32 protein-coding genes, 1 tRNA gene and 6 pseudogenes are annotated in these 23,457 nt (G+C 61.3%); 26 read left to right on the plus strand and 13 right to left on the minus strand.

Translation table 11 applies throughout. The annotated features are described in order from the left end of the window. On the plus strand, positions 1-1,580 hold a 1,580-nt coding region (gene aspS, locus AUQ37_RS01810; protein ID WP_058747170.1), incomplete at its 5' end, for an aspartate--tRNA ligase. Between the two features lie 278 nt (positions 1,581-1,858). On the opposite strand, the gene AUQ37_RS01815 is transcribed toward aspS, so the two are convergent. The 7 genes and pseudogenes from AUQ37_RS01815 to AUQ37_RS01840 all read right to left on the minus strand — a co-directional run bounded on the left by AUQ37_RS01815 (position 1,859) and on the right by AUQ37_RS01840 (position 6,028). Next, a complete protein-coding gene (locus AUQ37_RS01815) occupies positions 1,859-2,062 on the minus strand; it encodes an iron chelate uptake ABC transporter family permease subunit (protein ID WP_058747171.1) in 204 nt (67 codons plus the stop codon). Positions 2,063-2,081: 19 nt separating this feature from the next. Continuing rightward, entirely contained in the window at positions 2,082-3,422 is a 1,341-nt protein-coding gene (gene gatB / locus AUQ37_RS01820) for an Asp-tRNA(Asn)/Glu-tRNA(Gln) amidotransferase subunit GatB (protein WP_058747172.1), read from the minus strand. After that, complete coding sequence (locus tag AUQ37_RS01825; RefSeq protein ID WP_058747173.1) at positions 3,419-4,750, minus strand: amidase family protein; 1,332 nt, start codon at positions 4,748-4,750, stop codon at positions 3,419-3,421. The genes gatB and AUQ37_RS01825 overlap by 4 nt, the downstream gene beginning before the upstream one ends. Then, positions 4,747-5,019 (minus strand): aspartyl/glutamyl-tRNA amidotransferase subunit C, encoded by a 273-nt coding sequence (locus AUQ37_RS01830; protein ID WP_058747174.1) that lies wholly within the window; start codon positions 5,017-5,019, stop codon positions 4,747-4,749. The genes AUQ37_RS01825 and AUQ37_RS01830 overlap by 4 nt, the downstream gene beginning before the upstream one ends. Positions 5,020-5,077: 58 nt before the next feature. After that, positions 5,078-5,455 carry a DUF2284 domain-containing protein gene (locus AUQ37_RS01835; protein WP_058747175.1) on the minus strand — a complete coding sequence of 126 codons (378 nt, stop codon included), beginning with the start codon at positions 5,453-5,455 and terminating at the stop codon, positions 5,078-5,080. Between the two features lie 88 nt (positions 5,456-5,543). After that, a pseudogene (locus AUQ37_RS13390) lies at positions 5,544-5,684 on the minus strand (DUF2284 domain-containing protein); the annotation flags it as partial. A 63-nt stretch (positions 5,685-5,747) separates the two neighbouring features. Next, positions 5,748-6,028, minus strand: a pseudogene (locus tag AUQ37_RS01840) (Ada metal-binding domain-containing protein). Between the two features lie 274 nt (positions 6,029-6,302). Here AUQ37_RS01840 and AUQ37_RS01845 point away from each other — a divergent pair. The 3 genes from AUQ37_RS01845 (at position 6,303) to AUQ37_RS01855 (ending at position 8,804) form a co-directional block, all read left to right on the plus strand. Beyond that, positions 6,303-6,851 (plus strand): lipopolysaccharide assembly protein LapB, encoded by a 549-nt coding sequence (locus AUQ37_RS01845; protein WP_058747177.1) that lies wholly within the window; start codon positions 6,303-6,305, stop codon positions 6,849-6,851. Between the two features lie 307 nt (positions 6,852-7,158). Next, a complete protein-coding gene (locus AUQ37_RS01850; protein WP_235584819.1) occupies positions 7,159-8,412 on the plus strand; it encodes an ammonium transporter in 1,254 nt (417 codons plus the stop codon). A gap of 11 nt (positions 8,413-8,423) precedes the next feature. After that, positions 8,424-8,804, plus strand: coding sequence for a P-II family nitrogen regulator (locus tag AUQ37_RS01855; RefSeq protein WP_058747178.1), 381 nt, complete (start codon positions 8,424-8,426; stop codon positions 8,802-8,804). 274 nt (positions 8,805-9,078) lie between these two features. Here the strand turns inward: AUQ37_RS01855 and AUQ37_RS01860 are convergent. The 3 genes from AUQ37_RS01860 to rnhB form a co-directional block, all read right to left on the minus strand. Next, a tRNA-Met gene (locus tag AUQ37_RS01860) sits at positions 9,079-9,156 on the minus strand. Positions 9,157-9,212: 56 nt separating this feature from the next. After that, entirely contained in the window at positions 9,213-9,545 is a 333-nt protein-coding gene (locus AUQ37_RS01865) for an SCP2 sterol-binding domain-containing protein (protein WP_058747223.1), read from the minus strand. Positions 9,546-9,551: 6 nt separating this feature from the next. After that, complete coding sequence (gene rnhB, locus AUQ37_RS01870) at positions 9,552-10,202, minus strand: ribonuclease HII (RefSeq protein WP_235584799.1); 651 nt, start codon at positions 10,200-10,202, stop codon at positions 9,552-9,554. A 115-nt stretch (positions 10,203-10,317) separates the two neighbouring features. Here rnhB and AUQ37_RS12815 point away from each other — a divergent pair, with 115 nt between their 5' ends. After that, entirely contained in the window at positions 10,318-10,599 is a 282-nt protein-coding gene (locus AUQ37_RS12815) for a GTP cyclohydrolase, FolE2/MptA family (protein WP_201013640.1), read from the plus strand. Next, entirely contained in the window at positions 10,593-11,222 is a 630-nt protein-coding gene (locus AUQ37_RS01875; RefSeq protein WP_201013641.1) for a GTP cyclohydrolase, FolE2/MptA family, read from the plus strand. The genes AUQ37_RS12815 and AUQ37_RS01875 overlap by 7 nt, the downstream gene beginning before the upstream one ends. A gap of 255 nt (positions 11,223-11,477) precedes the next feature. Here AUQ37_RS01875 and AUQ37_RS01880 read toward each other — a convergent pair whose 3' ends face one another. The 3 genes from AUQ37_RS01880 to AUQ37_RS01885 are packed head-to-tail and all read right to left on the minus strand — an operon-like array spanning position 11,478 to position 13,615. Beyond that, complete coding sequence (locus AUQ37_RS01880; protein ID WP_058747179.1) at positions 11,478-12,239, minus strand: C15orf41 family protein; 762 nt, start codon at positions 12,237-12,239, stop codon at positions 11,478-11,480. A 6-nt stretch (positions 12,240-12,245) separates the two neighbouring features. Further along, positions 12,246-12,479, minus strand: a complete 234-nt coding sequence (locus AUQ37_RS11870; protein WP_235584800.1) for a hypothetical protein — start codon at positions 12,477-12,479, stop codon at positions 12,246-12,248. Next, positions 12,476-13,615 carry an NAD(P)/FAD-dependent oxidoreductase gene (locus AUQ37_RS01885; protein ID WP_235584801.1) on the minus strand — a complete coding sequence of 380 codons (1,140 nt, stop codon included), beginning with the start codon at positions 13,613-13,615 and terminating at the stop codon, positions 12,476-12,478. Before AUQ37_RS01885 ends, AUQ37_RS11870 begins: the two co-directional genes overlap by 4 nt. Positions 13,616-13,745: 130 nt before the next feature. Between AUQ37_RS01885 and AUQ37_RS01890 the strand changes: the two genes are divergently transcribed. The 20 genes and pseudogenes from AUQ37_RS01890 (at position 13,746) to AUQ37_RS01980 (ending at position 23,453) form a co-directional block, all read left to right on the plus strand. Further along, entirely contained in the window at positions 13,746-14,747 is a 1,002-nt protein-coding gene (locus tag AUQ37_RS01890; protein ID WP_058747180.1) for an archaeosine biosynthesis radical SAM protein RaSEA, read from the plus strand. 13 nt (positions 14,748-14,760) lie between these two features. Next, positions 14,761-15,093: a DUF5611 family protein gene (locus tag AUQ37_RS01895; RefSeq protein WP_235584802.1), complete on the plus strand. Its 333-nt coding sequence runs from the start codon at positions 14,761-14,763 to the stop codon at positions 15,091-15,093. Between the two features lie 300 nt (positions 15,094-15,393). Further along, a pseudogene (locus AUQ37_RS01900) lies at positions 15,394-16,397 on the plus strand (50S ribosomal protein L3). Between the two features lie 5 nt (positions 16,398-16,402). Then, positions 16,403-17,179 (plus strand): 50S ribosomal protein L4, encoded by a 777-nt coding sequence (gene rpl4p, locus AUQ37_RS01905; protein WP_058747183.1) that lies wholly within the window; start codon positions 16,403-16,405, stop codon positions 17,177-17,179. Next, entirely contained in the window at positions 17,176-17,457 is a 282-nt protein-coding gene (rplW, locus tag AUQ37_RS01910; protein ID WP_058747184.1) for a 50S ribosomal protein L23, read from the plus strand. Before rpl4p ends, rplW begins: the two co-directional genes overlap by 4 nt. A 9-nt stretch (positions 17,458-17,466) precedes the next feature. Then, positions 17,467-18,164: pseudogene (locus AUQ37_RS01915) on the plus strand (50S ribosomal protein L2). Between the two features lie 5 nt (positions 18,165-18,169). Continuing rightward, positions 18,170-18,630: pseudogene (locus AUQ37_RS13235) on the plus strand (30S ribosomal protein S19). A gap of 11 nt (positions 18,631-18,641) precedes the next feature. Then, positions 18,642-19,096, plus strand: a pseudogene (locus AUQ37_RS13395) (50S ribosomal protein L22). Between the two features lies 1 nt (position 19,097). Then, positions 19,098-19,292 (plus strand): hypothetical protein, encoded by a 195-nt coding sequence (locus tag AUQ37_RS11885; RefSeq protein ID WP_235584806.1) that lies wholly within the window; start codon positions 19,098-19,100, stop codon positions 19,290-19,292. Further along, on the plus strand, positions 19,214-19,807 hold the full coding sequence (locus AUQ37_RS01930; RefSeq protein WP_235584807.1) for a 30S ribosomal protein S3: 594 nt from the start codon (positions 19,214-19,216) through the stop codon (positions 19,805-19,807). The genes AUQ37_RS11885 and AUQ37_RS01930 overlap by 79 nt, the downstream gene beginning before the upstream one ends. A 2-nt stretch (positions 19,808-19,809) precedes the next feature. Continuing rightward, complete coding sequence (gene rpmC, locus AUQ37_RS01935; protein ID WP_058747225.1) at positions 19,810-20,013, plus strand: 50S ribosomal protein L29; 204 nt, start codon at positions 19,810-19,812, stop codon at positions 20,011-20,013. Then, entirely contained in the window at positions 20,013-20,312 is a 300-nt protein-coding gene (gene yciH, locus AUQ37_RS01940) for a stress response translation initiation inhibitor YciH (RefSeq protein ID WP_058747187.1), read from the plus strand. Before rpmC ends, yciH begins: the two co-directional genes overlap by 1 nt. Before the next feature lie 4 nt (positions 20,313-20,316). After that, complete coding sequence (locus AUQ37_RS01945) at positions 20,317-20,571, plus strand: ribonuclease P protein subunit (protein WP_058747188.1); 255 nt, start codon at positions 20,317-20,319, stop codon at positions 20,569-20,571. 5 nt (positions 20,572-20,576) lie between these two features. Then, positions 20,577-20,909, plus strand: coding sequence for a 30S ribosomal protein S17 (locus AUQ37_RS01950; RefSeq protein WP_058747189.1), 333 nt, complete (start codon positions 20,577-20,579; stop codon positions 20,907-20,909). Position 20,910: 1 nt separating this feature from the next. Further along, a complete protein-coding gene (locus AUQ37_RS01955) occupies positions 20,911-21,309 on the plus strand; it encodes a 50S ribosomal protein L14 (protein WP_058747190.1) in 399 nt (132 codons plus the stop codon). A 10-nt stretch (positions 21,310-21,319) separates the two neighbouring features. Further along, the gene (gene rplX / locus AUQ37_RS01960; RefSeq protein WP_058747226.1) at positions 21,320-21,691 is read left to right on the plus strand and encodes a 50S ribosomal protein L24; all 372 of its coding nucleotides are present in this window, start codon (positions 21,320-21,322) and stop codon (positions 21,689-21,691) included. After that, a complete protein-coding gene (locus AUQ37_RS01965; RefSeq protein ID WP_058747191.1) occupies positions 21,688-22,395 on the plus strand; it encodes a 30S ribosomal protein S4e in 708 nt (235 codons plus the stop codon). Before rplX ends, AUQ37_RS01965 begins: the two co-directional genes overlap by 4 nt. Further along, positions 22,392-22,910 carry a 50S ribosomal protein L5 gene (locus AUQ37_RS01970; protein WP_058747192.1) on the plus strand — a complete coding sequence of 173 codons (519 nt, stop codon included), beginning with the start codon at positions 22,392-22,394 and terminating at the stop codon, positions 22,908-22,910. The genes AUQ37_RS01965 and AUQ37_RS01970 overlap by 4 nt, the downstream gene beginning before the upstream one ends. Beyond that, positions 22,907-23,053, plus strand: a complete 147-nt coding sequence (locus AUQ37_RS01975; protein WP_015505284.1) for a 30S ribosomal protein S14 — start codon at positions 22,907-22,909, stop codon at positions 23,051-23,053. The genes AUQ37_RS01970 and AUQ37_RS01975 overlap by 4 nt, the downstream gene beginning before the upstream one ends. A gap of 10 nt (positions 23,054-23,063) precedes the next feature. Next, positions 23,064-23,453, plus strand: coding sequence for a 30S ribosomal protein S8 (locus AUQ37_RS01980; protein WP_058747193.1), 390 nt, complete (start codon positions 23,064-23,066; stop codon positions 23,451-23,453). Positions 23,454-23,457: the final 4 nt, after the last annotated feature.

The following is a 23,457-nucleotide window of genomic DNA, read 5'->3' on the forward strand; positions in this document are numbered from 1 at the left end:
GGGTCGAGGGCACCGCCGTGGACTCCAACCCCACCGGCGAGATCGAGGTCCTCATCACCCACGCCGAGCTCCTCGCGAAGTCCAAGCTCCCGCCGTTCGAGATCGGCGACCAGAAGGAGGGTGTCCTTCCCGATGAGGACACCAGGATGAAGTACCGCTATCTCGACCTCCGCAGGACCCCCATGATCAAGACGATGGAGTTCAGGAGCAAGCTCGTCCATCTTGCCAGGGTCTACCTCGAGAGCAAAGGCTTCCTCGAGATCGAGACCCCGATCCTCGGAAGGTCCACCCCCGAGGGCGCGAGGGACTACATCATCCCCTCCAGGGTCCACCCCGGCACCTTCTACGCGCTGCCTCAGTCGCCCCAGCAGTTCAAGCAGATGCTCATGGTCGGAGGCCTCGACCGCTACTACCAGGTGGCGAGGTGCTTCAGGGACGAGGACTCGAGGAAGGACAGGCAGCCCGAGTTCACCCAGCTGGACATCGAGATGTCCTTCGTCGATTCCAAGGACATCCAGGACATGATCGAGGGCCTCGTCTCCTACATCTGGAAGGGACTTTACGGCACCGAGCTCAAGACCCCCTTCCCCCACATCGGCTATAAAGATGCCATGGAGAGGTTCGGCTCCGACAAGCCCGACATGAGGTACGGGCTGGAGTTCACGTCGCTCACCGACATCGTGAAGGACGTCCCGTACAAGATCTTCAGGAGCATCCTCGCCGAGGGCGGGATCGTCGCCGGACTGTGCATAAAGAAGAGCATGGGAGAGGTCGGCAGGAACGATGTCGACAGGTACATCAAGTACGCCAAGAAGGTCGGGCTCGGAGGCCTCACCTGGATGAGGTGCGAGAACGGTGTCCTCACCAGCAACATCACGAAGTACTTCACCCCCGAGATCCTGGAGAACATCAAGAAGGCGCTCGGCGCGGAAGAGGGGGACCTCGTGTTCATCATTGCCGGCCCCTGGAAGGCCACCTACGAGGGCGGAGGGTTCCTCAGGAAGAAGATCGCGGAGGACCTCCACATGGTCCCGGAGAACAAGTTCATGTTCTTCTGGATGGACCAGAACCCCATGTTCGAGAAGGACCCGGTCTCCGGCGCGTACACGGCGTTCCACCACCCCTTCGTCCTGCCCACCGGTAGCCTGGACGATCCGGACCACTGCGGCGGCGCCTGCTTCGACCTCTGCCTGAACGGGAACGAGCTCGGGTCCGGTTCCGAGCGTATCCACGATGCGGAGACCCAGATTGCCGTGTTCCACAGGCTCGGGCTCTCCGACGAGAAGATCCAGCAGAGGTTCGACTATTTCGTCGAGGCCCTCAGGTACGGCGCGCCTCCCCACGGCGGCATCGCCATCGGAATCGACAGGCTGGTCGCCATCCTGCTGAACAAGGACACCATCAGGGAGGTCATCGCCTTCCCGAAGAACAAGAAGGCGGTGTCCCTGCTGGACGGTTCGCCCTCGCCGGTGGACGATGAGAAGCTCCAGGAGCTCCAGATTATCTCCCTCGCAGGAGGCCTGGACGTCTCGGACGCCGAGGAGTTCAATCCCGACGCTGAGGACAAGGACTCCGAGTGAAACCTTCAGGCCGGGCCTTCGGGCCCGGCGATTTTCCTAAGACCCAGATGTCTGATTTATTCTGACGCTCTGCAGTGCAAGCTTAATGCCGTCACAGCAGGGAATGGATCAGCTCGGCCGCGAATCCTGCGGCCATGACGATCGCGATCAGAGAAAGAACGGTCGCTATCCTCCTCACCGCAGCAGTTCTGTAATCCATAAATTAGGAATGCCTAAATAATATTTAAACCGTGCATTAAGAGCAGTATCGAACCGTTCTTCATGCACGGGCCGACGTCTCAGAACCACACTTTCTTAGCTCCCTTCACCAGCAGGAAGATGAATATCGGGCCGCCGAATATCGCGGTTATGACTCCCACAGGCATGCCGGAGAACGTGATCATCTTGGCTATGCAGTCGCACACCACCAGGATGGCCGCCCCGCACGCGGCGGAGCAGGGCAGGAGATGCCTCAGGTTAGAACCCACCAGCACTCTGGCCATGTGAGGGGCCTAGAGCCCCTCAGATCCTCGAGTCCGCTATCCTCTTCGCGGCCGATACCACGTCCGAGGAGGAGAACTTCCCCGGTGCGGTCTTCATAACGTGCCCGATGGCGCTGTTGAGCGCCTTGGTGTTGCCCTTGGCGTAATCCGCAAGGACCTTGGGGTTGGCGTCCAGGAAGTCCGCGATTATCTTCTCGAGGTCGCCTGCATCCGCCGAGGCGGTCTCGGCGTCGATGCCCGTCATCTCCGACTTGATCTCGATGGAGCACTCTGTGTCGGTGATCTTCCCGTCGGCGAATCTGCCGATGGTGCCGAGCACGGCGTCCGGGCTCCTCCCTGCCGCCTCCATCTCCTTCCAGGAACCGGCCACGGGGCCGGCCACCAGTTTGACGGCGAGGTCCTTGCCGTATTCGGCAGCTACCGTTTCGAAGAACTGTGCCAAATCGATGGATGTGGAGACGAGCTGCTTGGCCATCTTCTCGGGTATGCCGTACTGCGCGGACAGCCTCACGGTCATCTTCGCAGGGCTCTCCCTGATAGTGATGCCCTCGGCCATCTTCCCGATATGAAATATGCCCAGGTCGGGCTCGTCGATGTAGCCGTAGTCGGCCTCGAACTCCTTCTTCCTCGCGGAGTACGTTATCCCGCGGGCCTCGTCGAAGTTCCTGGTCTCCCTCTCGATCTTTCCTCCGGCCTTGAGTATCTTGATCTGCCTGACCATCTCGTACGTGAGGGCGCGCTCGGCGTTCTTCACGCCGGTGACGTTCTTCACCTCGCACCTCTCCTTCCCGACTGATATGTTGCAGTCGCAGCGGATGCTGCGCTCCCCGTCCGCCGGCATGTCGATGGTGGCGCGGATGTCGGCGATGAGCTGGGTCAGGAACTCCCTCGCCTCCGCCGGAGTGGAGATATCGGGCTCGGTGACGATCTCCGCCAGGGGGACTCCCGAGCGGTTGTAGTCAATCAGCGAGTACATGTCCGAGGTCCTCTTGGTCTTCCCGGGGTCCTCCTCCAGGTGGATCCTGGTGATCCTTATGGGCTTCTTCCCGTTCAGCATCACCAGCCCGCCGGTCCCGATCGGGTGGTCGTATTGGGTTATCTGGACGCTCTTGCTCATGTCCGGGTAGAAGTAGGTCTTCCTGGAGAACCAGGTGGTGTCGGCGATCTTGCAGCCGAGCATCTTGGCGAGCATGATGCCGTACACCAGGACCTGGCGGTTCAGGACCGGCCTGGAGCCGGGCATGCCGAGGCACACCGGGCAGACGTGGGTGTTCGGGGCCTCCGCGTCGGTGGTGGGGCAGGAGCAGAACATCTTGGACCTGGTGGGCAGCTGAACGTGGACTTCCAGGCCGATCTTCATACCGACACCTCCGGGCGCCTGAGGTCGAACCTCTTCCCCCAATCCTCTGCCATCGTGAGGAGCATGTCCTCGTTCCAGTGGTCGGTCACGAACTGCATCCCGACGGGCATGCCGTTCTCGGAGGAGTAGCCGCAGGGGCAGTTCAGGTGCGGGGTGCCGGCCAGGTTGGGCGGCACGGTGAGGAAGTCGGCCGCGTAGTTCTCGACCGGGGTCATCTTCGATATATCGCTCAGCTTGGGCGATACGAAGGGCATGGTCGGGGTGAGGACGGCGTCATGGCCCTCGAACTGCTTCCTGTACGCGTCGATGACCTCCAGCCTGACCTGGAGGGCCTTGGCGTAGTACCTGTCGCGGAAGCCCTCCATGCGGGTGTAGGTTCCCAGCAGGATCCTGCGCTTGGCCTCGTCGCCGAAGCCGGCGGTCCTGACGTCGGTGAAGTAGTCATCGAACTTCTGGGACAGGTCGCCGTCCTGGCGGCCGTAGCGCATGCCGACATAGCGCGCGAGGTTGGTGGATGCCTCCGAGGTCGCGAGGACATAGTAGGCCGGGATGGCGTACTTCAGCTCGGGCATGCTCACGCGGTCGACCTCGATGCCGATGGATTTGAGCTCCTCGAGGGCGCTGCCGAACGCCTCTCTGACATCGGCCGCGACGCCGGAGAGCGCCTCATCGGGCACGGCGACGGAGGAGATCCTGGAATGTGCCAGCTTCAGCTCGGGCTGGGCGCAGGACGTGGGGTCCCTCGGGTCTTTCCCTGTGATGACGGGGAGGTAGCGGGACAGCTTGGACGGGTCGGCGGACAGCAGCCCGACCTTGTCCAGGGAGTTGCCGTAATCGATCAGGCCGTAGCGGGACACGCGCCCGTAGGTGGGGACGATCCCGTAGACCCCGCAGAAGCTCGCGGGGCAGCAGATGGACCCGCCGGTGGACACTCCCAGCGACACATGGTCGTCCAGGACGGCGGCCGCACAGGCCGAGCCGCCGGACGACCCTCCGCAGGAGCGCTCCAGGTCGAACGGGTTCCTGGGTATGCCGAAGGCCGAGTTGGCCGAGAAGGTCCCGAAGCCGAACTCGTCCATGTTGGTCTTGCCGATGAGCTTCCCTCCGGCGGCCTTCATCTTCTCGATGGGCGCGGCGTCGAAGACGGGGCGGTAGCCCTCGAGGATCCTCGACCCGGCGCAGGTCTCGAACTCGCTGGACGTCAGGTTGTCCTTGGCGGAGAAGAGGAACTTCGCATCGCCGGGGGTGCCGTCCTCGCAGAAGGCCCTGAACATCTGGTATCTCTGGTTGATCGCTTTCAGCCGCGACATGGTCTCCGCGTCGCTCATACCAGCTTGGGCCCCCTGACGTAGTTCTCGTAGGTCTTCATATCCTTCAGGAGCTCGGCGGGATCGATGTCCTGGCGGGGCTCGTCCTCCCTGGTGATGTCCGCAATCTCCACCGGGTTCACCCCGATGCCGTCGTGCCCGGGGGCCTCGTCGAGGACCTTGAAGTAATCAAGTATGTCGGCGAGGTCCTTCGAATATCTGTCCAGCTCCTCATCGGTGAGCCTGATGTGCGCGGTCCTCGCGACCCGCGCAACCGTTTCTCTGTCCATTGCATGGCCTCCGGGGGCCCGGCGACGGGCCCCTTATTGGTGCGCGGATTGGTTTGTTTTATAATAGAATTGCGCGTTCGGCGCTTCTTCGCTGCCCGGCCGCCGGCGCATCAGCCTTCTCATTGTAGAAGATCAGCCCGTAGAAGGTCACATGGTCCTCCTCGAACCTGAACTCCAGGCCGTTGTCCTCCAGGTACTCCATCAGGAGGATGCCGTAGGCGCTCACCGAGTCGACCCTCTGGTCGGGGTGCCTGCACTCTCCGGGGTAATTGCATTTCCCGCAGTAGTTGCACCCTCCGTCGGACAGGCACATGCAGCTGTAGTCCCTTGCGCGGAGGAAGCTCTGCATCGTCCTGAGCAGGTTCTGGAGCTTCCCCGAATAGGATTTCAGGGCGTCCGCGTCCTTTATGTCGACCTTGTAGCGATGGTAGACCACCGCCGCGTGGCCGTACTTCCTGATCCTCCCGAGGCAGGAGGCTATGTCGCCCGGCCCCCGGAGGGCATCCCCAGTTGGTGCCGTAGCATTTGCAGACGTTCTGCTCGCACATGTGCCTGCATTTCTCGGCGTCCCTCACAGTCAGCTTCGGAAGGGTGATTTCCTTGAATGCGAAATCCGGGCATCCTGCGGCCCTCGCCACCTGGTTCCAGAGATCCTCGATGGACATACCCAGATATTGGCCTCGAAGATTATAACCTTTCAGCGCGGAGAACGGCCCGAGTCTCCGCCGTCATTTCCTGCGTCCCTTGCCCGAGCGGAACCAGACGCTGTTGGGGTCTTTCATGGGGACGGTTTCGGGGTGGCAGCGCCTGCACGGGCGGTGGCCCTGCGCCTCGGCCTCCTCGCGGGTGCTGTAGAAACGGATCTTCTGGCGGATCGGGATCTGCCGGAACAGGAAGGGAGGCAGTAAACCTCGGAATCGTATGCCCCGTAGAAGAAGACGCCGTCGAAGTCCTTGTCCCTGCGGAGGACTATCTCGTACATTTCATCTTCCGAAAGCGTCAGCACCATCGTATATCAGATGGTGCTGGATGCTATAATGGTGTTTGCGCATATCTTCGCATTCTAGGCTCGGATCTCCCCTATCGGTCCTTCCTGCGATCGGATGTTGCTTTTGCGGGAGAAACGGCCGCCGGCATGCCCGGGATCGGCCGCCCAGATATCATATGAACTTCATCGGACCTGCCGAAGGCCCGAAGAGCGCCCCCTTAGAGCGGCCTGTTTCATGTTCAGACCGTCAGGCGGGTTACAAAGGATTTATTAGCCGCGCGTCATGGCATATAGCATGGCAGATGAGATGGATGGTCAAGCCCCAGAAAGGGACCCCGCCGTTCAGAAGAAGTTCGATGCGGCCATGAAGGCCATGAGTTCGGGCGATTTCAAGAAGGCATACAGCGCGTTCAAGAAGTACTCCTCCGAATACCCCAACGATGCGGAGGGCTGGTACTACACCGCGGAGTGCGGGAACTATGCCTCCGGCATGTTCGGCGCCAAGGTGAAGACCGAGGACATAATGGCGGCCTACACCAAGGCCATCGAGCTCAGCGGGAGCGCCGATTACTATCAGTCCTACGGGCTGTTCTGCATATCGGTCGGCAAGTACGACGAGGCGGAGAAGGCGTACAACGAGGCGGCTGAGATTGATGAATCGATGTCCCCGACCTACTACTCGGAGTTCGCCATCGAGTACTACAACGCGATCATGGCCAGTTATGCGGACATCGCTGACGATCCCAAGTCCGCGGCGGCCCTTGCTCCGTACAAGAAGAAGGCCCTGCAGTACCTCCTCAAGGCGATAGACATGTCACCTGAAGAGGCCAAGAGCCTTCTCTGAAGATCTATCAAACATCTTGCCGCCTTCGGGCGGCCGGTTCTTTTTTCAGCGATCTGCGGACTTCGGGGATTTCCGCAGTTTGCAATGTCTGTTGATGGACGTTACTGTATATTTCAGTCCATCCATATGGCCTTTGTTTTACGAATTTCGTATTTTAGAGATTATTTTATGGTTATATTCAAATATCATTAGACATTTGTCTAATTTCGAAGGAAAAAACAATTCAATCGTGGTATCAATGAGGTCATCAGCAATCGCAGCGGCGGGAATCGCATTCCTGGCAGCCACAATCGCAGCAATAGTCTTGGTGTCGCCCGTTTCATCGGCAGATGACGGCTCAGCGGCCGCAAGCGTCAATGTCACCATCCCTTGGATCCTTGTGTGCTCCGCGCTCGTGTTCATCATGGTGCCCGGAGTCGCATTCTTCTACGGAGGCATGCTCAGAAGGCAGAGCATGACCTCTATGATCGCCCAGTGCCTCGCGGCTACCGCGGTCATGGGCATATCCTGGATTGTCGTCGGCTACTCGCTCGCGTTCGGCGGCGATGCTGCCTTCATCGGTAACCTCGATCACGTCCTTCTGAACGGCATCGACGAATTCGACATGATGGACGGCGGCGAGATCTCCTACCTGGAGTTCGTCCTCTTCCAGATGATGTTCGCCATCGTCACTGCCACGCTCGTGCTCGGTGCCTGTGCCGAACGCGTCCGTTTCAACGCGATCATAATCTTCCTCATCCTATGGTCTGTCCTGGTCTACGCTCCCATGGCCCATTGGGTCTGGGGAGGAGGGCTGTTCGACCAGTATCTCACCGTCCTCGACTTCGCCGGAGGGACCGTCGTCCACATCTGCGCCGGAGTCACCGGTCTGGCACTGTGCATCTTCGTCGGACCCAGGCTGGCAGGAACCCGCAAGTCCTCCCGTGCCCATAACATCCCCATCGCTTTCCTCGGTGCCATGCTGCTGTGGTTCGGATGGTTCGGGTTCAACGGAGGGTCCGGCCTTCTGGCCGATGCATCCGCAGTCCATGTGTTCTTCACCACCCAGGCCGCCGCTGTCTTCGGCATGGCCGCGTGGGGAGTCGCCCAGTACATCAAGGTCGGGAGGGTCGGCGTCCTCGGGCTCATCGCGGGAGCGATCGCGGGGCTCGTCGCCATCACCCCCGGTGCGGCGTACCTCGGGTTCACCGAATCGATGTTCACGGGGGCGGTCGGCGGGGCCCTGTGCTTCTTCGCCGTCACCTTCATACACTCCAAGCTGAAGTTCGATGATGCTCTGGATGTCTTCGGCGTCCACGGCGTCGGAGGGATCTGGGGAGCGATCGCCACCGGCATCTTCGCGGACCCGGACCTTTCCGGCGGCGTCGCCGGGCTCATTCACGGCGGCACCGACCTGTTCATCGGGCAGATTGCGGCAGTCGCCTTCACCGTCATCTTCTGCTTCGCCATGTCGTATGCGATCATCTGGGTCATCTCCAGGTTCATGAAGGTCCGCATACCCGAGGCCGAGGAGTCCATAGGGCAGGACATCGTTGAGCACGGGGAGCCGGCATATCTCTGAGGTGAAATGGAATGAAGATGGTCGTAGCGATAGTGCGCCCCGAGAAGTACCAGGACGTCAAGGACGCCCTCAAGGCCAAGGGGATCACCGGGATGACGTTCACCCACGTCACCGGCCGCGGGAAGCAGGCAGGGGTCAAGTTCACCAACAGGGTCGGCGAGTTCGTCGTCGACGAGATCGAGAAGGTCAAGATCGAGATCGCCGTCGAGGACGATCACGTCCCCTGCGTGATCGACACCGTCTGCAAGGCCGCCAAGACCGGCCGGAGCGGTGACGGATGGATCTTCATCGTCCCCATAGACGAGGCTGTGAGAATCAGCACTTATGAGGCCCCCGAGAGCAGCGGCGGAGGTTCTTCCGCCGAGGCTCCGCACGGGGAGGAGGAACCCTGAAAGGATCCGGGCCCCATAGGCGGGCCCGGGAGGATATCTTCCTCCATCAGAATGCTTCTCGGCCGCAGGATAAATCTCCGCGGCCCGTTATTTTTCACTGCCCTTCGGCCGATGCGCCGGAAGTCCGCTGCATCTGCGGGCGATTTTCCAGATCGTGTGTGCGCCTTTCTCAGCCGTTTAAAGAGCCGGGAGATGCATATAGCGCTGCAAATGCATCATGCCAGATCTAAAAACAAAGGCACCGCCGTACATAGGCGCGGTTTTTAAAACAGGATGGTAGCGAGGGGTCGATTTGAACGACCGATCTCCGGGTTATGAGCCCGACGGGATATCCTGGCTACCCTACCTCGCTATGATGTGCCCTACACTTGGCTTACTATTTAAATTTCGTGAAGGGCGGAAGAGGTTTCAGAAGAGCTTCTTCAGGAACATCAGGTCCTGGATCTTGCCTTTGATCGAGATCTTCTTGGTCACGTATGCGCGCATGGGCCTGAGGTCCCCGTCGACCAGCTGCTGGAAGTATTCCGGGGTGGTGGTGACCGTGATGTCAGCGTCCTCTATGAACTCCGGCTTGAAATCGGAAATCTTCGCATCGGAGAGCTTCATAGAGTATTTCTCTTCGCCGAGGTCGAAGTTAACGGTCTTGACGAGATCCTTCGTCTTCTCCCTGACGTCTGCGTCCTCGGCCATCCTCTTGTTGGCCTTATCGATGAACTCCTGTATGGTTGCTTCCATGGTCATGGTCAATCACCAATCGTCCAGTGTCGTGTTCTTTCCCTTCGAGAGCATTGCCTTGACAGGTTCCCACGATGTTCTAGCGTGTGGCGGTGCACAGCAATGGTTCTTAATCCATTTTTCTATGAAATCAACGGTCTCGGGGTCGCTAGGATAGCCGGAACCGACAGGCATGCCGAACTCCTCGCGGTAGCTCTCCACGATGCGGTCCCTGGTCACCTTGGCCATGATCGACGCGGCCGATACAGTCGGGTAGTTGGCATCGGCCTTGTGCTCGGCCTTCACCGCTATGCCCCCGGCCATACGGGACAGCGTCCCGGCGAACCTCCCGGTATTGGGGTCGGGGCAGTCGGCGACCGCAAGATCGCAGGGATGCATGGCCGCGAGCGCGGCGAAACGTTCCAGCTCGATCATGTTCAGAGATTCGGTCTTCATCTCGGAGTCGATGGTCTCGGCCTCGATGACCGCGACCTCCCAATGCGGCACCGTGCGTGCGATCTCGTCATAGAGAGATTCCCTCTTGGCGGGGCTCAGCATCTTCGAGTCCTTCACGCCGAGGCTCCTGAGGCCGCCGTCATCGTCCGACCAGACGGCCCCTACGACGAGCGGCCCGAGCATCGGTCCGCGCCCGGCCTCATCGATCCCGCATATCATCGTGCCCATGCCGCCTCCATGCCGCTGCGGGGATAAATCGGGAACGGTCGGGAAGAGGATGCTGTCCAACCCTGTTTCGGGTTATCCTATATGATTTAAGTAATTCGTTCTTTACCGCTGTCATATGGCATTGAAGTGTGACGTGCAGTACAGCAGGGGATCCACGGGGTTCAGGCTCTCTAAGGTAGGGGTCTCCGGCGTGCGCAAGCCGGTCCTGATCGCAAGGCCCGGGATGAACAGCCCCCTGAGCAACGTCGTCAACTGCTCGTTCGATATCTACGTGGACCTCCCGGCCGCGCAGAGGGGCAGCCACCTTTCGAGGAACGTCGAGGTCCTCAGGGCGGTCGCCGAAGAGAGCGTTTCCCATCCCTCGACGGACTGGAGAACCTGGCCGTCGACATGGTGAAGAAACTTCTTGTCAAGCACGAGTATGCCATGAACGCCTACGTCACCATCACCGCCGAGTACTTCAGGCCCAGGAAGACCCCCTCGGGCAGGGACACCCTCGAGGGCTATACGCTCCTGGCCGGCGCTACCGGCACCAGGGACGGGGAGATCAGGAAGACCATCGGATGCGAGGCCGTCGGCATGACCGCCTGCCCCTGCGCCCAGGAGACCGTCGGAGAGCTCCTCAACGTCGAGGACCCCGGCTTCCCAATGATGTCCCACAACCAGAGGAACGTATGCTCCATCGTGATCACCACCGGGCCTGAGGAGAACATCGAGGCCGACGACCTCATAGACCTCGCGGAGAAGTCCGTCTCCAGCCCCACCTTCGAGCTCCTCAAGAGGGAGGACGAGGGAAGGGTTGTCATCAATGCCCATGAGAACACCCGTTTCGTGGAGGACGTCGTGAGGAACGGCCTCACCCTGGTCGTCACCAACTTCCAGAAGCTTCCGGACAGCTGCGAGGTCAAGGTCTCGTCCGATTCGGAGGAGTCCATCCACAAGCACAATGCCTACGCCGAGCGCACCGCCACCATGGGCGAGCTCCGCGAAGAGTTCGCGCAGAAGATCCCGGCGGTCTGAGTCCGCTTCAGACATTTTCCGCAGGGAGGCGTTCGGGCCTCTCTGCATCATTCCGGCCGCGGAATCATTTCTTGCATCCGCGCCATGTACGGACGGCGGCGCTGCCGAACGGTATCTCTCAGGTATGCAGATGCATTTCGAGAAACGCATCTGGGTCTTGTAACCCGAACAGGCCCGTCCCGGATTCTTCTTGAAAAAAATACAGCGAAACCATGCAGGCCGGGGCCGGGAGCACGCCCCCCGCCTGCGGCGGTTTCAGAGACTCTCGAGCTTCTTGTCCATGATCCCGATGTCCTCGACGGTTATGCCGTCGGGGGTCTCGAGGCCGTCGAGATGGCCTGTCCAATAGACGACCACGCCGGGGCCGAAAAGCTCGGTGTAAGGGACAAGCTGGTTCTTGCAGTTGTAGCGGAACTCCACGGCGTCGCCGAACGAGGCCTTGCTCTCGATCCAGCGGATCTCCCTGCCTTCGAACTCCATCGGGGAGTCCAGGAGGCAGTCGGGGGTCTTGCCGGTCGCTCCGGCGGCCCTCTCGTCCTGCTCCGTCTTGTACGAGACGTCCTGGCCGTCCAGCCATTCCCACAGGAGCCCCTCTCCCCATTTCCCGCGCTCCTTCTGCCTCTGGTCGGCCTGAGGGGAGTAGACGATGTCCTTCTCGGTCGCCTCGCGCAGCTCGGCCGCGGTCTCGGGGCTGTCGAGCAGGGACGGGTCGCGGACGTACTCCCAGAAGACCTTCTTGGTGCATCCGTCCTCGAGGAAGATGGTCATGGCCGTCAGCACCGGCGGGTATCCCAGGCGGTCGGCGATGGAGCAGATGCTCTCGCCGCCGGCCCAGTCGCGGAGGATCTCCTTGGACTTCTTCCTGACAGTGTGGAACTTCTTCTTGACCGACCTGTTGACCTTCTGGGTATACAGGGTCTCGAGGAAGCGGGCATCGTAGCCCTCTCCCTCCAGGCGCTCTATGTCCTCGCTGCTGTTGAGCCCGTCGTAGACCTTGGCGTACTCTCCGTATTCCATCGGGGATCACTGTCTGAACTGCCTGACGAGGTCCTCGACGGCGGCGAACACGGGCTCCCTCACCATGGCGGTGGGGGGGCAGTAGGCGTTCTCGCCGTTCGCGAGGAACTCCTCGGCAGTGGTCCCGGCGGCGATGACAGCGGTCATCCAGTCGATGCGTCCGGTGGTGTTCTCGCCGGCGACGATCTGGCACCCGATGATGCGGTGGGTGGCGCGGTCTCCGATGACCTTCACGGTCATGCGCTTGGCGCCGGGGAAGTACCTGGCGCGCGTGAGCCCCTCGGCCTTTCCGGTCGCGGTGCCCGCTCCGTACCAGGAGGCAAGCCCCAGGGACATCCCGGTGCGGCGATCTCCATCTCTCCGATGGGGCTCACCCACGGGCTCAGGGTGGGCCCGCAGATCTCGCGGCGGCCGACGGCGTTGGCGCCGGCGACCTTCCCTTCCTTGACGTCGGACGAGCCGAGCTGGCTCATGGTAGGCCCGGGGTACACTCCGGACTGGCACTGGATGACGTCCCCGCATGCGAGGACATCGGGCAGGAGCCTTCCGCGCCTGTAGCACTGCATGGTGGGCGCGACCGCGACGGCGCCGAGCTGGCCGATGTCGAGGCCGAGCTGCTTGGCGATGTCGGTGTTGGCGCGGACCCCGGTGGCGAAGATGACGACGTCCGCGGGATACGTCTTGCCCAGGGACTCGACGCCCTCGGCCTTCCCGTTGCCGGTGACCTTCTGGACGGGCGCTTTCAGGACGATGGTGACGCCCTGGTCCTCCAGATACTTCTGGACCTGGGCCGCCATGTCGGCGTCCGCGATCCTGGGTATGACCTGGTCCATCATCTCGATGACGGTGACGTCCTTGCCGATGTTGTTGAGGGCGATAGCGAGCTCGAGACCGATGACGCCCGCTCCGGCGATGACGACGTTCCTGGCCGTCTTCAGGCAGGCCTCTATCTTCCTGCCGTCCTCGACGGTCCTCACAACGAACACGCCGGGGAGGTCGGTCCCCTCGATCGGGGGCACGAAGACCCTGCCGCCGGTAGCGAGCACCAGCGAGTCGTACTCGTAGGTCTTCCCGCCGGCGGTCACAGTCTTGGTGACGGTGCCGTCCTTGGCCCTGTCGTTGACGGCAGATTCCACCTTGGTGCGGGTCAGGACCTTGATGTTCCTCTCGGACGCGTACCATTCCGGGGTGTGCATTATCATCTGGTCCCAGGTGGATTTGCCCTCGAGGACCCAGGGGATCATGCAGGGAGAGTATGCGATATCGCAGTCCTCGGTGATCACGGTGATGTCCGCTTCCGGGTCTGCCGCACGGGCCGCGGACGCGGCCGACATGCCGGCGGCGCCCGATCCGACTACTATGACTTTCTTCGCCATTTGAATGCCTGCGTCGCCATGCCCCTATGATATTAAAAACACGCGAGGGCACGCGGGGGCGGGGGCACGCGTGTGTCCCAGGGCCCTGTTCTGCCAAGGTTAATAACCTGCCGGGGTGTGCGGACGGGCGATGAAGAAGGAAAGAGTTCCGAGCGAGCCCGAGGCCGTCTGGTCCGAGAAGGACATGGCCGGAGGGGAGACCGTCGGCGCCCAGGTGATCATCCTGCGCACCAACGGCTGCTGCTGGGCCAAGGCAGGCAGAGGAGGCTGCACCATGTGCGGCTACCGCACCGCATCCATGAGCGGCGTCACTGCGGAGGACCTCAACAAACAGGTCGATCTGGCACTTTCTAAATACAAGGGCGAGCCGTTCGTGAAGATATACACGTCGGGGAGCTTCTTCGACCCCGCGGAGATCCCGGCCGCCGTCAGGGACAGGATATTCGACGAGTACGGCGGGTGCAGGCGCATCCTGGTCGAGAGCCGCCCCGAGTTCCTCACCGCAGACCTGCTGTCCACCCTCCCGGCGCAGCTGACGGTGGCGCTGGGCCTCGAGTCGTCCGACGAGGAGGTCCTCAGGACATGCGTCAACAAAGGGTTCACGGCAGCCCAGAGCAGGGAGGCCGGCATGCGCCTGAAGGACGCCGGGCTGGGAGTCAGGACCTACCTGCTCCTGAAGCCGCCGTACCTCACCGAGTCCGACGCGATCGAGGACGCGGTGTCGTCCGCGCTGTTCGCCGACCCGTTCTCCGACGAGATCTCGGTGAACCCCCTCAACATACAGCACGGCACCGTCGTCGAGAGGCTGTGGAAGCGCGGCGAGTTCCGCTCCCCGTGGATCTGGAGCCTCATAGAGGTCATGAAGCGCCTGTCCGGGAAGGTGAACGCCAGGCTCATGAGCTCGCCGTCCGGCGGAGGGTCCCAGAGAGGGGTCCACAACTGCGGCGCCTGCGACCAGCGCGCCCTGGCCGCGGTGGAGAGGTTCTCGTTCTCGCAGGACCCCCGCGACCTGGACTGCGGCGGATGCGAATGTAAATCTACCTGGGAGCGCTACCTCGGCGCAGAGAAGATGCTGGGCACCGCCGACGATGTCGGCAGGGTGCTGGCCAATGAACTCAACATCAGAGGCTGAGAACATGGAAGGAATGACGGAATTCGACATAAAGAGAGGCTGGTACAGCAAGATCGAGGGCGGGAAGCTGAAGGACATAATGCAGAACGTCTTCGGCTCCGTCAGGGAGGAGAACGGCGCCCTCGTATCATCGTACGGCGCGATGTCCCGCATCGAGGCGAAGATCATCTCGAAGACCGTCCTCGGGGTCTCCACCGTGAACGTCGAGAACGCTAGGGACCTTCCCGACGAGACCGTCCTCGACTCCAAGAGGAAGCTCAACGAGTTCCTCCTCGAGGCCACCGGATTCACCCCCAAGGACCGCCTCAAGCGCGCCAAGGACAAGGCCAAGAACGGCACCCTTTGATGCGGCCGGCGGGCACCCTGCCCGGCCGGGACGGCAAACCTCTTCTCCCATAAGTTCCCGCGCGATTATACAAATAAGAACGCGGGGGCCACCTTTTTATATGCGATGTTGCTAGCACCCCTCAGATTGAGCACTCTGTGCCGACCAGACGTATCGGGCAATGCGGAAGCAACCCATCGTTCATTTCATGTCGGAAAACGACGTTTTTCGAGATGGATACGGCGTCACGGTCGGTTCACGAAGGCGTTCGTCTGATGAATCGCGAGGTTAGCGAAGATACCCTCGCAGGTATGTGGAAATATGCCGCAAACAAGACGCCCAACAAAGGGTTCCAGGGCATACGGCCCTAGGAAGAGAGCAAAGTCGCAGATGCCCAGGCTGGACAGCTGGCCCGAGATCTCCGGCGCGCCCAAGATCCAGGGATTCGCCGGCTACAAGGCCGGTATGACCCACGCGTTCGTCGTCGACAAACGCGCGAAGAGCACCACCTCCGGAATGGAGGTCCAGGTGCCCGTGACCGTCATCGAGGTCCCGCCTATGAAGGTCGCCGCCGTCAGGTTCTACGAGAACACCATCCTCGGCCTGAAGACCGCCGGCGAGGTCTGGGCAAAGGAAGCGGACATCGACCCTCTCCTCAACAGGAGGGTCAATGTGCCCAAGAAAGGAGAGCCCGACTACTCCAAGTTCGACGGCCTCGACATCGAGGACGTCCGCGTCCTCGCCTACACCCAGCCCAAGCTCGTGTCCGGCGTGCCCAAGAAGGTCCCCGACCTGATGGAGCTCAGGATCGGCGGAGGCAAGTCCGTGCAGGAGCGCGTCGATTACGCGAAGAGCATCCTCGGCAAAGAGGTCCCTGTGACCGATTTCGCCGCCGAGGGCGCCTTCATCGACGTCATCGCCATCACCACCGGCAAGGGATTCCAGGGAGCCACCAAGAGGTGGGGAATCAAGCTGCTGTCCCACAAGAACAGCAAGCACCGCCGCGGTGTCGCCAACCTCGGACCCAAGAGGCCCGGATACGTCAGGAGCACCGTGCCCCTGGCCGGTCAGATGGGATACCACCAGAGGACCGAGCTGAACAAGAAGATCATGAAGGTCGGAACCGACGGGAAAGAGGTCAACCCCCAGGGAGGCTTCGTCAACTACGGAGAGGTCAGGAACACCTACGTCCTCGTCCACGGATCCGTTCCCGGCCCCGCGAAGAGGCTCATCAGGTTCAGGGACGCACCCGCGTGCCCGCCAAGGCCGACACCAGCGCCGCCGAGGTAACCTTCGTGTCCACCCAGTCCCAGCAGGGAGCGTGATTCGAATGACCACAACCAACGTTTATTCCGTGAAGGGAGAGGTCGCCGGAACCGTCGAGGTGCCCGCAGCGTTCGCCGCCGAGTACAGGCCCGACCTCATCAAGAAAGCGATCCTTGCTGCGGCAGCCAACGGAAGGCAGCCCTACGGACCCAACAAGATGTCCGGAATGAGGCACTCCGTCAGCACCTGGGGCAAGGGACGCGGTGTAGCCCGTGTTCAGAGGCTCCACGACGGAAGGAGGGCAACCCAGTCCCCTAACAACATCTCGGGACGCAGGGCTCACCCGCCGAAAGTCGAGAAGATCTGGGCTCAGAAGATCAACAGGAAGGAGCTCAAGATGTCCCGCCTCTCCGCCCTCGCCGCAACCGCCAACGCGGAGTGCGTGAAGGCCCGCGGGCACGTCTTCGATGACAAGGTTTCCTTCCCCATCGTGGTCGACGACGCTCTCAACGAGGTCAAGACCGCTGCGGAGGTCAGGCAGCTCTTCGACGCCATCGGGATCGGATACGATGTCGACCGCGCGAAGGACGGGACCAAGATCCGCGCCGGAAAGGGAAAGATGAGGAACAGGAAGTACAGGACCCCTGTCTCCGTCCTTATAGTAATATCTGATAAGGACAGGAAGGCCGCCGTCTTCTCCGGCGCCGGCAACCTGCCCGGTGTGGATGTCGAGGAGATCAGCACCCTGAACACCAGCCTGCTCGCTCCCGGAGGAGACGCCGGAAGGCTCACCGTCTACACCAAATCCGCAATCGAGAAGATCGGAGAGTGGACCGAATGAAGCAGAGCGATGTGCTCATCAAGCCGTACGTGACCGAGAAGTCCCTCAACCTCATGAACGGGACCCCTATCCAGAAGTTCAAGGACGGCAACAAGATCGAGTTCCTGGTCAACAGGGACGCTGACAAGGCAGACATCAAGACCGCCTTCGAAGAGTACTTCGAGGTCAAGGTCGAGAAGGTCTGGACCAGAATCCAGAAAGACGGCAAGCATGCCATCATCAAGCTCGCAGAGGGCTACTCTGCAGAGGATGTCGGCACGAGGGTCGGAGTGTTCTGAGGTGAGATCATGGGAAAAAGACTGATTCCGCAGAGGAGAGGCTCGGGCAGCGACCACATGCGCTCCCCCTCCCACAGGCATGTCGACGACATCAGGATCCCCCACTACGCCCAGGCGGAAGGAACCATCAAGGACCTTATCCAGGCCCCCGGAAGGACCAGCCCCCTGGCCGTCGTGGACTTCGGCGGCAAGAAGAGCTACCAGCTCGCCGTCGAGGGAACCAAGGTCGGTCAGAAGATATACATCGGCACCAAGGATGCCGATGTCGGGAACATCCTCGCTCTCGGCAACATCCCCGAGGGAACCCTCGTCCACAACGTCGAGGGACAGCCCCTCGACGGAGGCAAGTTCGTCAAGACCGCCGGAACCTCCGCGCTCGTCGTCAGCCGCGGGAAGACCGTCGTCCTGACCATGCCGTCCGGAGAGCTGAAGGAATTCGACCCCAGCTGCCGCGCAGTCGTCGGGGTCGTCGCCGGAGGCGGAAGGACCGACAAGCCCCTCGCCAAGCCGGTAAGAACTACCTGACCCTCAGGTCCAGGTCTGTTGCGAACAAGAAGACGAGCGGTGTCGCGATGAACGCGGTCGACCACCCGAACGGCGGAGGAAGCCACCCGCATGTCGGAGGACCCAACTGCCACGGCAGGACCGCGCCTCCCGGCCAGAAGGCTGGATTCATCGCGCCCAAGAAGAAGATCAAGAGGAAGTGACCTAAATGGCAAAGAAAATCATGGGATCCGCGAAATCTTCCAGAAGAAAACTGAGGAAGAAGGCATCCGCGATCCAGGCGAGGAGGAAGAAGGAGTTCATGTTCAGGGGATACACCCTTGAACAGCTCCAGTCCATGCCCTTCGACCAGGTCCTCGAGCTCCTGCCGTCCAGGGCGAGGAGGACCTACCTCCGCGGGCTGAACTACGAACAGCAGATCGTCTACGACAAGCTGTCCGGCGAGAACAACGGAGTCGTCAGGACCCACCGCAGGGACCTGCCCATCCTCCCCTCGTTCGTCGGGAAGACCGTCGCTGTATACGACGGCCACCAGTTCGTCACGTCGACATCAAGCCCGAGATGATCGGATGCAACCTCGGCGAGTTTGTGATCAACAGGAAGATGCCGCAGCACTCCGGACCCGGAGTCGGTGCGACCAGGTCCTCCAAGTTCATGCCGCTGAAGTGAGGTGTCGAATCATGGCTACAAACAAAGGCTACACAACTGTTTCGGACCCCGACACCACCGCCAAGGCCCTGTCCAAGGAGCAGCCCATCTCCCCCAAGTTCGCCCGCGAGGTCGCGGGTCTGATCAGGGGGATGAAGGTCCCCGAGGCCAGGAAGACCCTGGAGGGCGTCATCGCCAAAGAGGTCCCCGTTCCCCTGAGGAGATACAACAAGCGTGTCTCCCACAAGGCGAACGTCGGGCCCGGAAGGTACCCGGTCAAAGCGTCCAAGGCCATACTCGCCGCTCTGGAGAGCGCGGCCTCCACGCCGACTACAAGGGACTCGACTCCGCGTCCATGGAGATCTCCACGATCTCCATCTCCCGCGGACAGGTCATCCCCGGGCACAGGCCCAGGGCGCAGGGACGCGCCACCCAGTGGAACCAGGAGACCGCGAACATCGAGATCATCCTCTCGGAGGTTGAGTGAAATGGCATCAGAAAGGAAATTCGTCGCCGAGAACGTCCGCAGGGTCCTGCTCAAGGAGTACCTCATGAAAGAGGTCTCCCGCGCGGGATTCGGCGCCTCGACGTCCAGAGGACCCCCATGGGGACCCGCATCATCCTCTCCACCGAGAGGCCCGGGCTCGTCATCGGCCGCCGCGGCCAGACAATCAAGAACCTGACCACCGTCATCGAGGACAGGTTCGGGTTCGAGAACCCCCAGATCGAGGTCGAGGAGGTCAAGGACGTCTCCCTCAACGCTCAGATCATGGCTGAGAAGCTTGCCTTCTCCCTCGAGAGGGGATGGCACTTCAGGCGCGCAGGCCACGCGACCCTCAGGAGGGTCATGGACGCCGGCGCCCGCGGATGCTACATCATCGTCGCAGGGAAGCTGAGCGGACAGAGGCACAGGACCGAGAAGTTCAAGGAAGGCTCCATCAAATACTGCGGTGAGCCCAAGATCCAGTTCGTCGACCACGGATACGCGGTCGCCAAGCTCAAGATGGGAATCATCGGAGTCACCGTGGAGATCATGCAGAACACCGCGAAGCTCCCCGCCGAGATCGCTGTCGCCGGAAAGGACGAGGCCGCCCAGAAGCTGCCCGACCTGTTCGGCCCGAACGCCGTCGCCGCGCAGGCCGCCCCCGCCGAGGGAGCAGAGCCTGCCGAGGCCGCGCCCGCTGAGGAGGCGCAGTGACCATGGCAGCACTCAAGGTCGCCGACATCAGGAAGATGTCCGCTGAAGAGCGCAACGAGAAACTGAAGGAGCTCAGGAACGAGCTCATGCACGAGAGGGGTGTCTCCGCTATGGGAGGCGCTCCCTCGAGCCCCGGCATCATCCGCTCCCTCAGGCTCAGCATCGCCCGCATCCTGACCGTCCAGAAGGAGGAGGAGAAGCTCTGATGTCTGAGATCTGCCCGAAGTGCGGCCTGCCGAAAGAGCTCTGCATGTGCGAGGAGATCGCACGCGAACAGCAGAGCGTCAGGATATCGATTGACAGCCGCAGATACGGTAAGACCGTCACCGTCATCGACGGCATCGACGGCAACGACATCGACATCAACGACCTCGCGAAGACTCTCAAGAGCCGCTGCGCGGCCGGCGGCACCTGCAAGGACGGGCGCATCGAACTCCAGGGCGACCACAAGAAAAAGGTCAAGGCCGTCCTGGAAGAGATGGGATTCCGCACCGAAGTAAGGTAAGCAGATGAATCGCACCGAATTCATGAGATCCGAACTCATAGGCCTCGACGTGAGTGTGCTGTCAGCGCCGTTCTCCGGTATATCCGGAAGAGTGGTCGACGAGACGAAGAACACGTTCACCATTGAATCGGCCGGAACTGAGAGAATGGTCCCCAAGTCGGGGAACGAGTTCAGGTTCATGTACAACAACGAGCAGATAGACATCGAAGGAAGCAAACTCCTTCACCGACCCGAAGACAGGATGAAGAAGGTTAGGTGAGAAAAATGACAGCAGAAATCAGGAACATCGGCATCGAGGTCAAAGCACCGCAGGGCGAGTGCAGCGACCCGTGCTGCCCCTTCCACGGAACCCTTTCCGTGAGGGGACAGGTCATCGACGGAGTGGTCGCCAGCGTGAAGATGAACTCAACCGTCATCGTGAAGCGCGACTACCTCAAGAAAGACGAGAAGTACGAGAGGTACATGAAGAAATCCGCAAGGTACGCGGCCCACGCGCCCGCCTGCCTCGGGCTCAAAGCGGGCGACTCCGTGAGGATCATGGAGTGCCGCCCCATCTCCAAGACCGTTTCGTACGTCGTGATCGAGAAGAGGGACTGAGATGAAGGGAATCGCAGGACACCAGATCAGGGGAGTGCAGCAGGAGACCGAGCTCACGGTCATCGACAACACCGGAGCCAAGGTCATCTCCATCATCACCGTTCCCAGCTACCACGGCGTCAGCAGGAGGATCCCCAAGGCCGGAGTCGGCGACTTCGTCATCGCCTCCGTCAAGAAAGGGACCCCCGCCATGAGGAGGCAGATCGTCTTCGCCGTCATCGTCCGCCAGAAGCGCCCCTACAGGCGCCCCGACGGCACGATGGTCTTCTTCGAGGACAACGCGGCCGTTCTCGTGACCGACACCGGAGAGACCAAGGGAACCGACATCAAGGGCCCCGTCGCCAGGGAGGCCGCCGACAGGTGGCCCAGGATCGCAGCGACCGCGAGCACCATCGTGTGAGGCAATGGACATGGTTAGCAGCAAAGCAAGGGTGCAGAGGAAGGCTCAGGCCAACGCCCCTGCGCACACTAAGAGGAAAATGCTCTCCGCCCATCTCAGCGATGAGCTTGCGGAGAAGTACGGCAGGCGCACCGCGAGGGTCTGCGAAGGCGACACCGTCGCGATCGTCCGCGGAGACGAGGACATCAAAGGGACCGAGGGAAAGGTCGTCGAGGTCTTCACCAAGACCGGACGCGTCTCGATCGACGGAGTGACCATCAAGCAGGCAGACGGGACCGCCGTCGCCCGCCCGGTTCACGCCTCGAACCTCGTCATAGTCAAACTGAACCTCGAGGATCCCCTCAGGTCCAAGATCCTCGACAACAAGGAGGCAGCAGAATGAGCGACCACATGAAGAGACTGGCTATGCCCAGGACCTGGGCCATCCCCAAGAAGACCCACGTCTGGGCGGCCAAGCAGAGGCCCGGAGCGCACTCCGTGGACGAGTCCGTCCCTGCCGGCATGCTCCTCAGGGACATGCTCGGCGTCGCGGACACCGCCAAAGAGGCCAAGAGGATGATCGCCGACCGCGACCTCATCGTCAACGGCAAGAAGGTCAAGGACGCCAAAGCGCCCGTCGGGATCATGGACACCGTCAGCATCCCGAAGCTGAACGCGAACTACAGGATACTCCTCACCGGCAAGGGGAAGCTCACCGCCGTCCCCATCTCCGAGGAGGACACCAAGTGGTCCCTGTTCAGGGTCGAGGGCAAGAACAAGGTCGCCGGAGGCAAGCTCCAGGTCAACCTGTCCTCCGGGAGGAACATCCTCATCAGCGAGAACAAATACAAGACCGGGGACACCCTCAAGATGACCTTCGAGGGCAACGAGGTCCTCGCAGTCTACCCCTACGATGTCAACGCCGTCGTGCTCGTCATCAACGGACGCCACGCCGGAAAGGTCGAGACCATCGCGTCCGTCAAGGACGGGTCCGCGACCGCCGCCGCCACCGTCACCTTCGAGAGCAAGACCGAGACCGTCAAGGACAACGTGTTCGTCATCGGCACCGGCAAGACCGAGATCGTTCTTCCGGAGGCTTCCGAATGAGCGAGAACGTCATGAGGGACCTCCGCATATCGAAGATCTCCGTCAACATCGGCGTCGGCGAGGCCGGCGAGAAGCTCGTCAAGGCCCAGAAGGTCCTCGAGATGGTTACCGGGCAGAAGTCTGTCCAGACCCTCTCCAAGACCGTCAACAGGGACCTCGGCATCCGTGAGGGCATGCCCCTCGGATGCAAGGTCACCCTCAGGGGAGAGAACGCCGAGAAGTTCCTCGCCCGCGCCCTGAGCATCAGGGAGAACCGCGTGTACGAGTACTCCTTCGACAAGGAGGGCAACATGTCCTTCGGTATCTCCGATTACACCGACTTCGACGGCATGAAGTACGACCCCGAGATCGGGATCTTCGGAATGGATGTCAACGTGGTCATCCGCAGGAAAGGCGGAGAGCGCGTCGAGAGGAGGGCTCTCCTCAGGAAGTCCATCCCCAAGGAGCACCGCGTCGGAAGGGACGAGGCCATCCAGTTCATGAAAGACAAGTACAATGTCCAGGTGATCGAATGAAGCCCAAGAAACAGTACGGCAGGCAGGTCGGATGCGACCGCTGCGGCCGCAGGCGCGGTATTATAAGGAGGTACGGGATGCACCTGTGCCGCCAGTGCTTCAGAGACATGGCCCCGGAGCTGGGCTTCAAGAAATATTCGTGAGGTGACATGAATGCAGAGCGATCCACTCAACGACGCAATGTGCGTCATAAAGAATGCATCGGTCAACGGAAAGGCGGAGTGCATCATCGCACCCTCCTCGAAGCTGATCGGCCGCGTGCTCAAAGTCATGCAGGACTACGGATACATCAACCAGTTCGAGTTCGTCGAGGACGGCAAAGCGGGCAAGTTCCGCGTCCAGCTCAAAGGAGCCATCAACAACTGCGGCGTCATAAAGCCCAGGTATTCCGTGAAAGTCGCGGACATCGAGACCTATGAGGCGAGGTACCTCCCCGCCCAGGATTTCGGGGTCCTCATCTTCACCACCACCGACGGCGTCGTCGCCCAGGACAAAGCCAAAGAACTCGGCATCGGCGGAAAACTGCTTGCATACGTGTACTGAGGAA

This window comes from Candidatus Methanomethylophilus sp. 1R26 (assembly GCF_001481295.1).
GTDB lineage: Archaea > Thermoplasmatota > Thermoplasmata > Methanomassiliicoccales > Methanomethylophilaceae > Methanomethylophilus.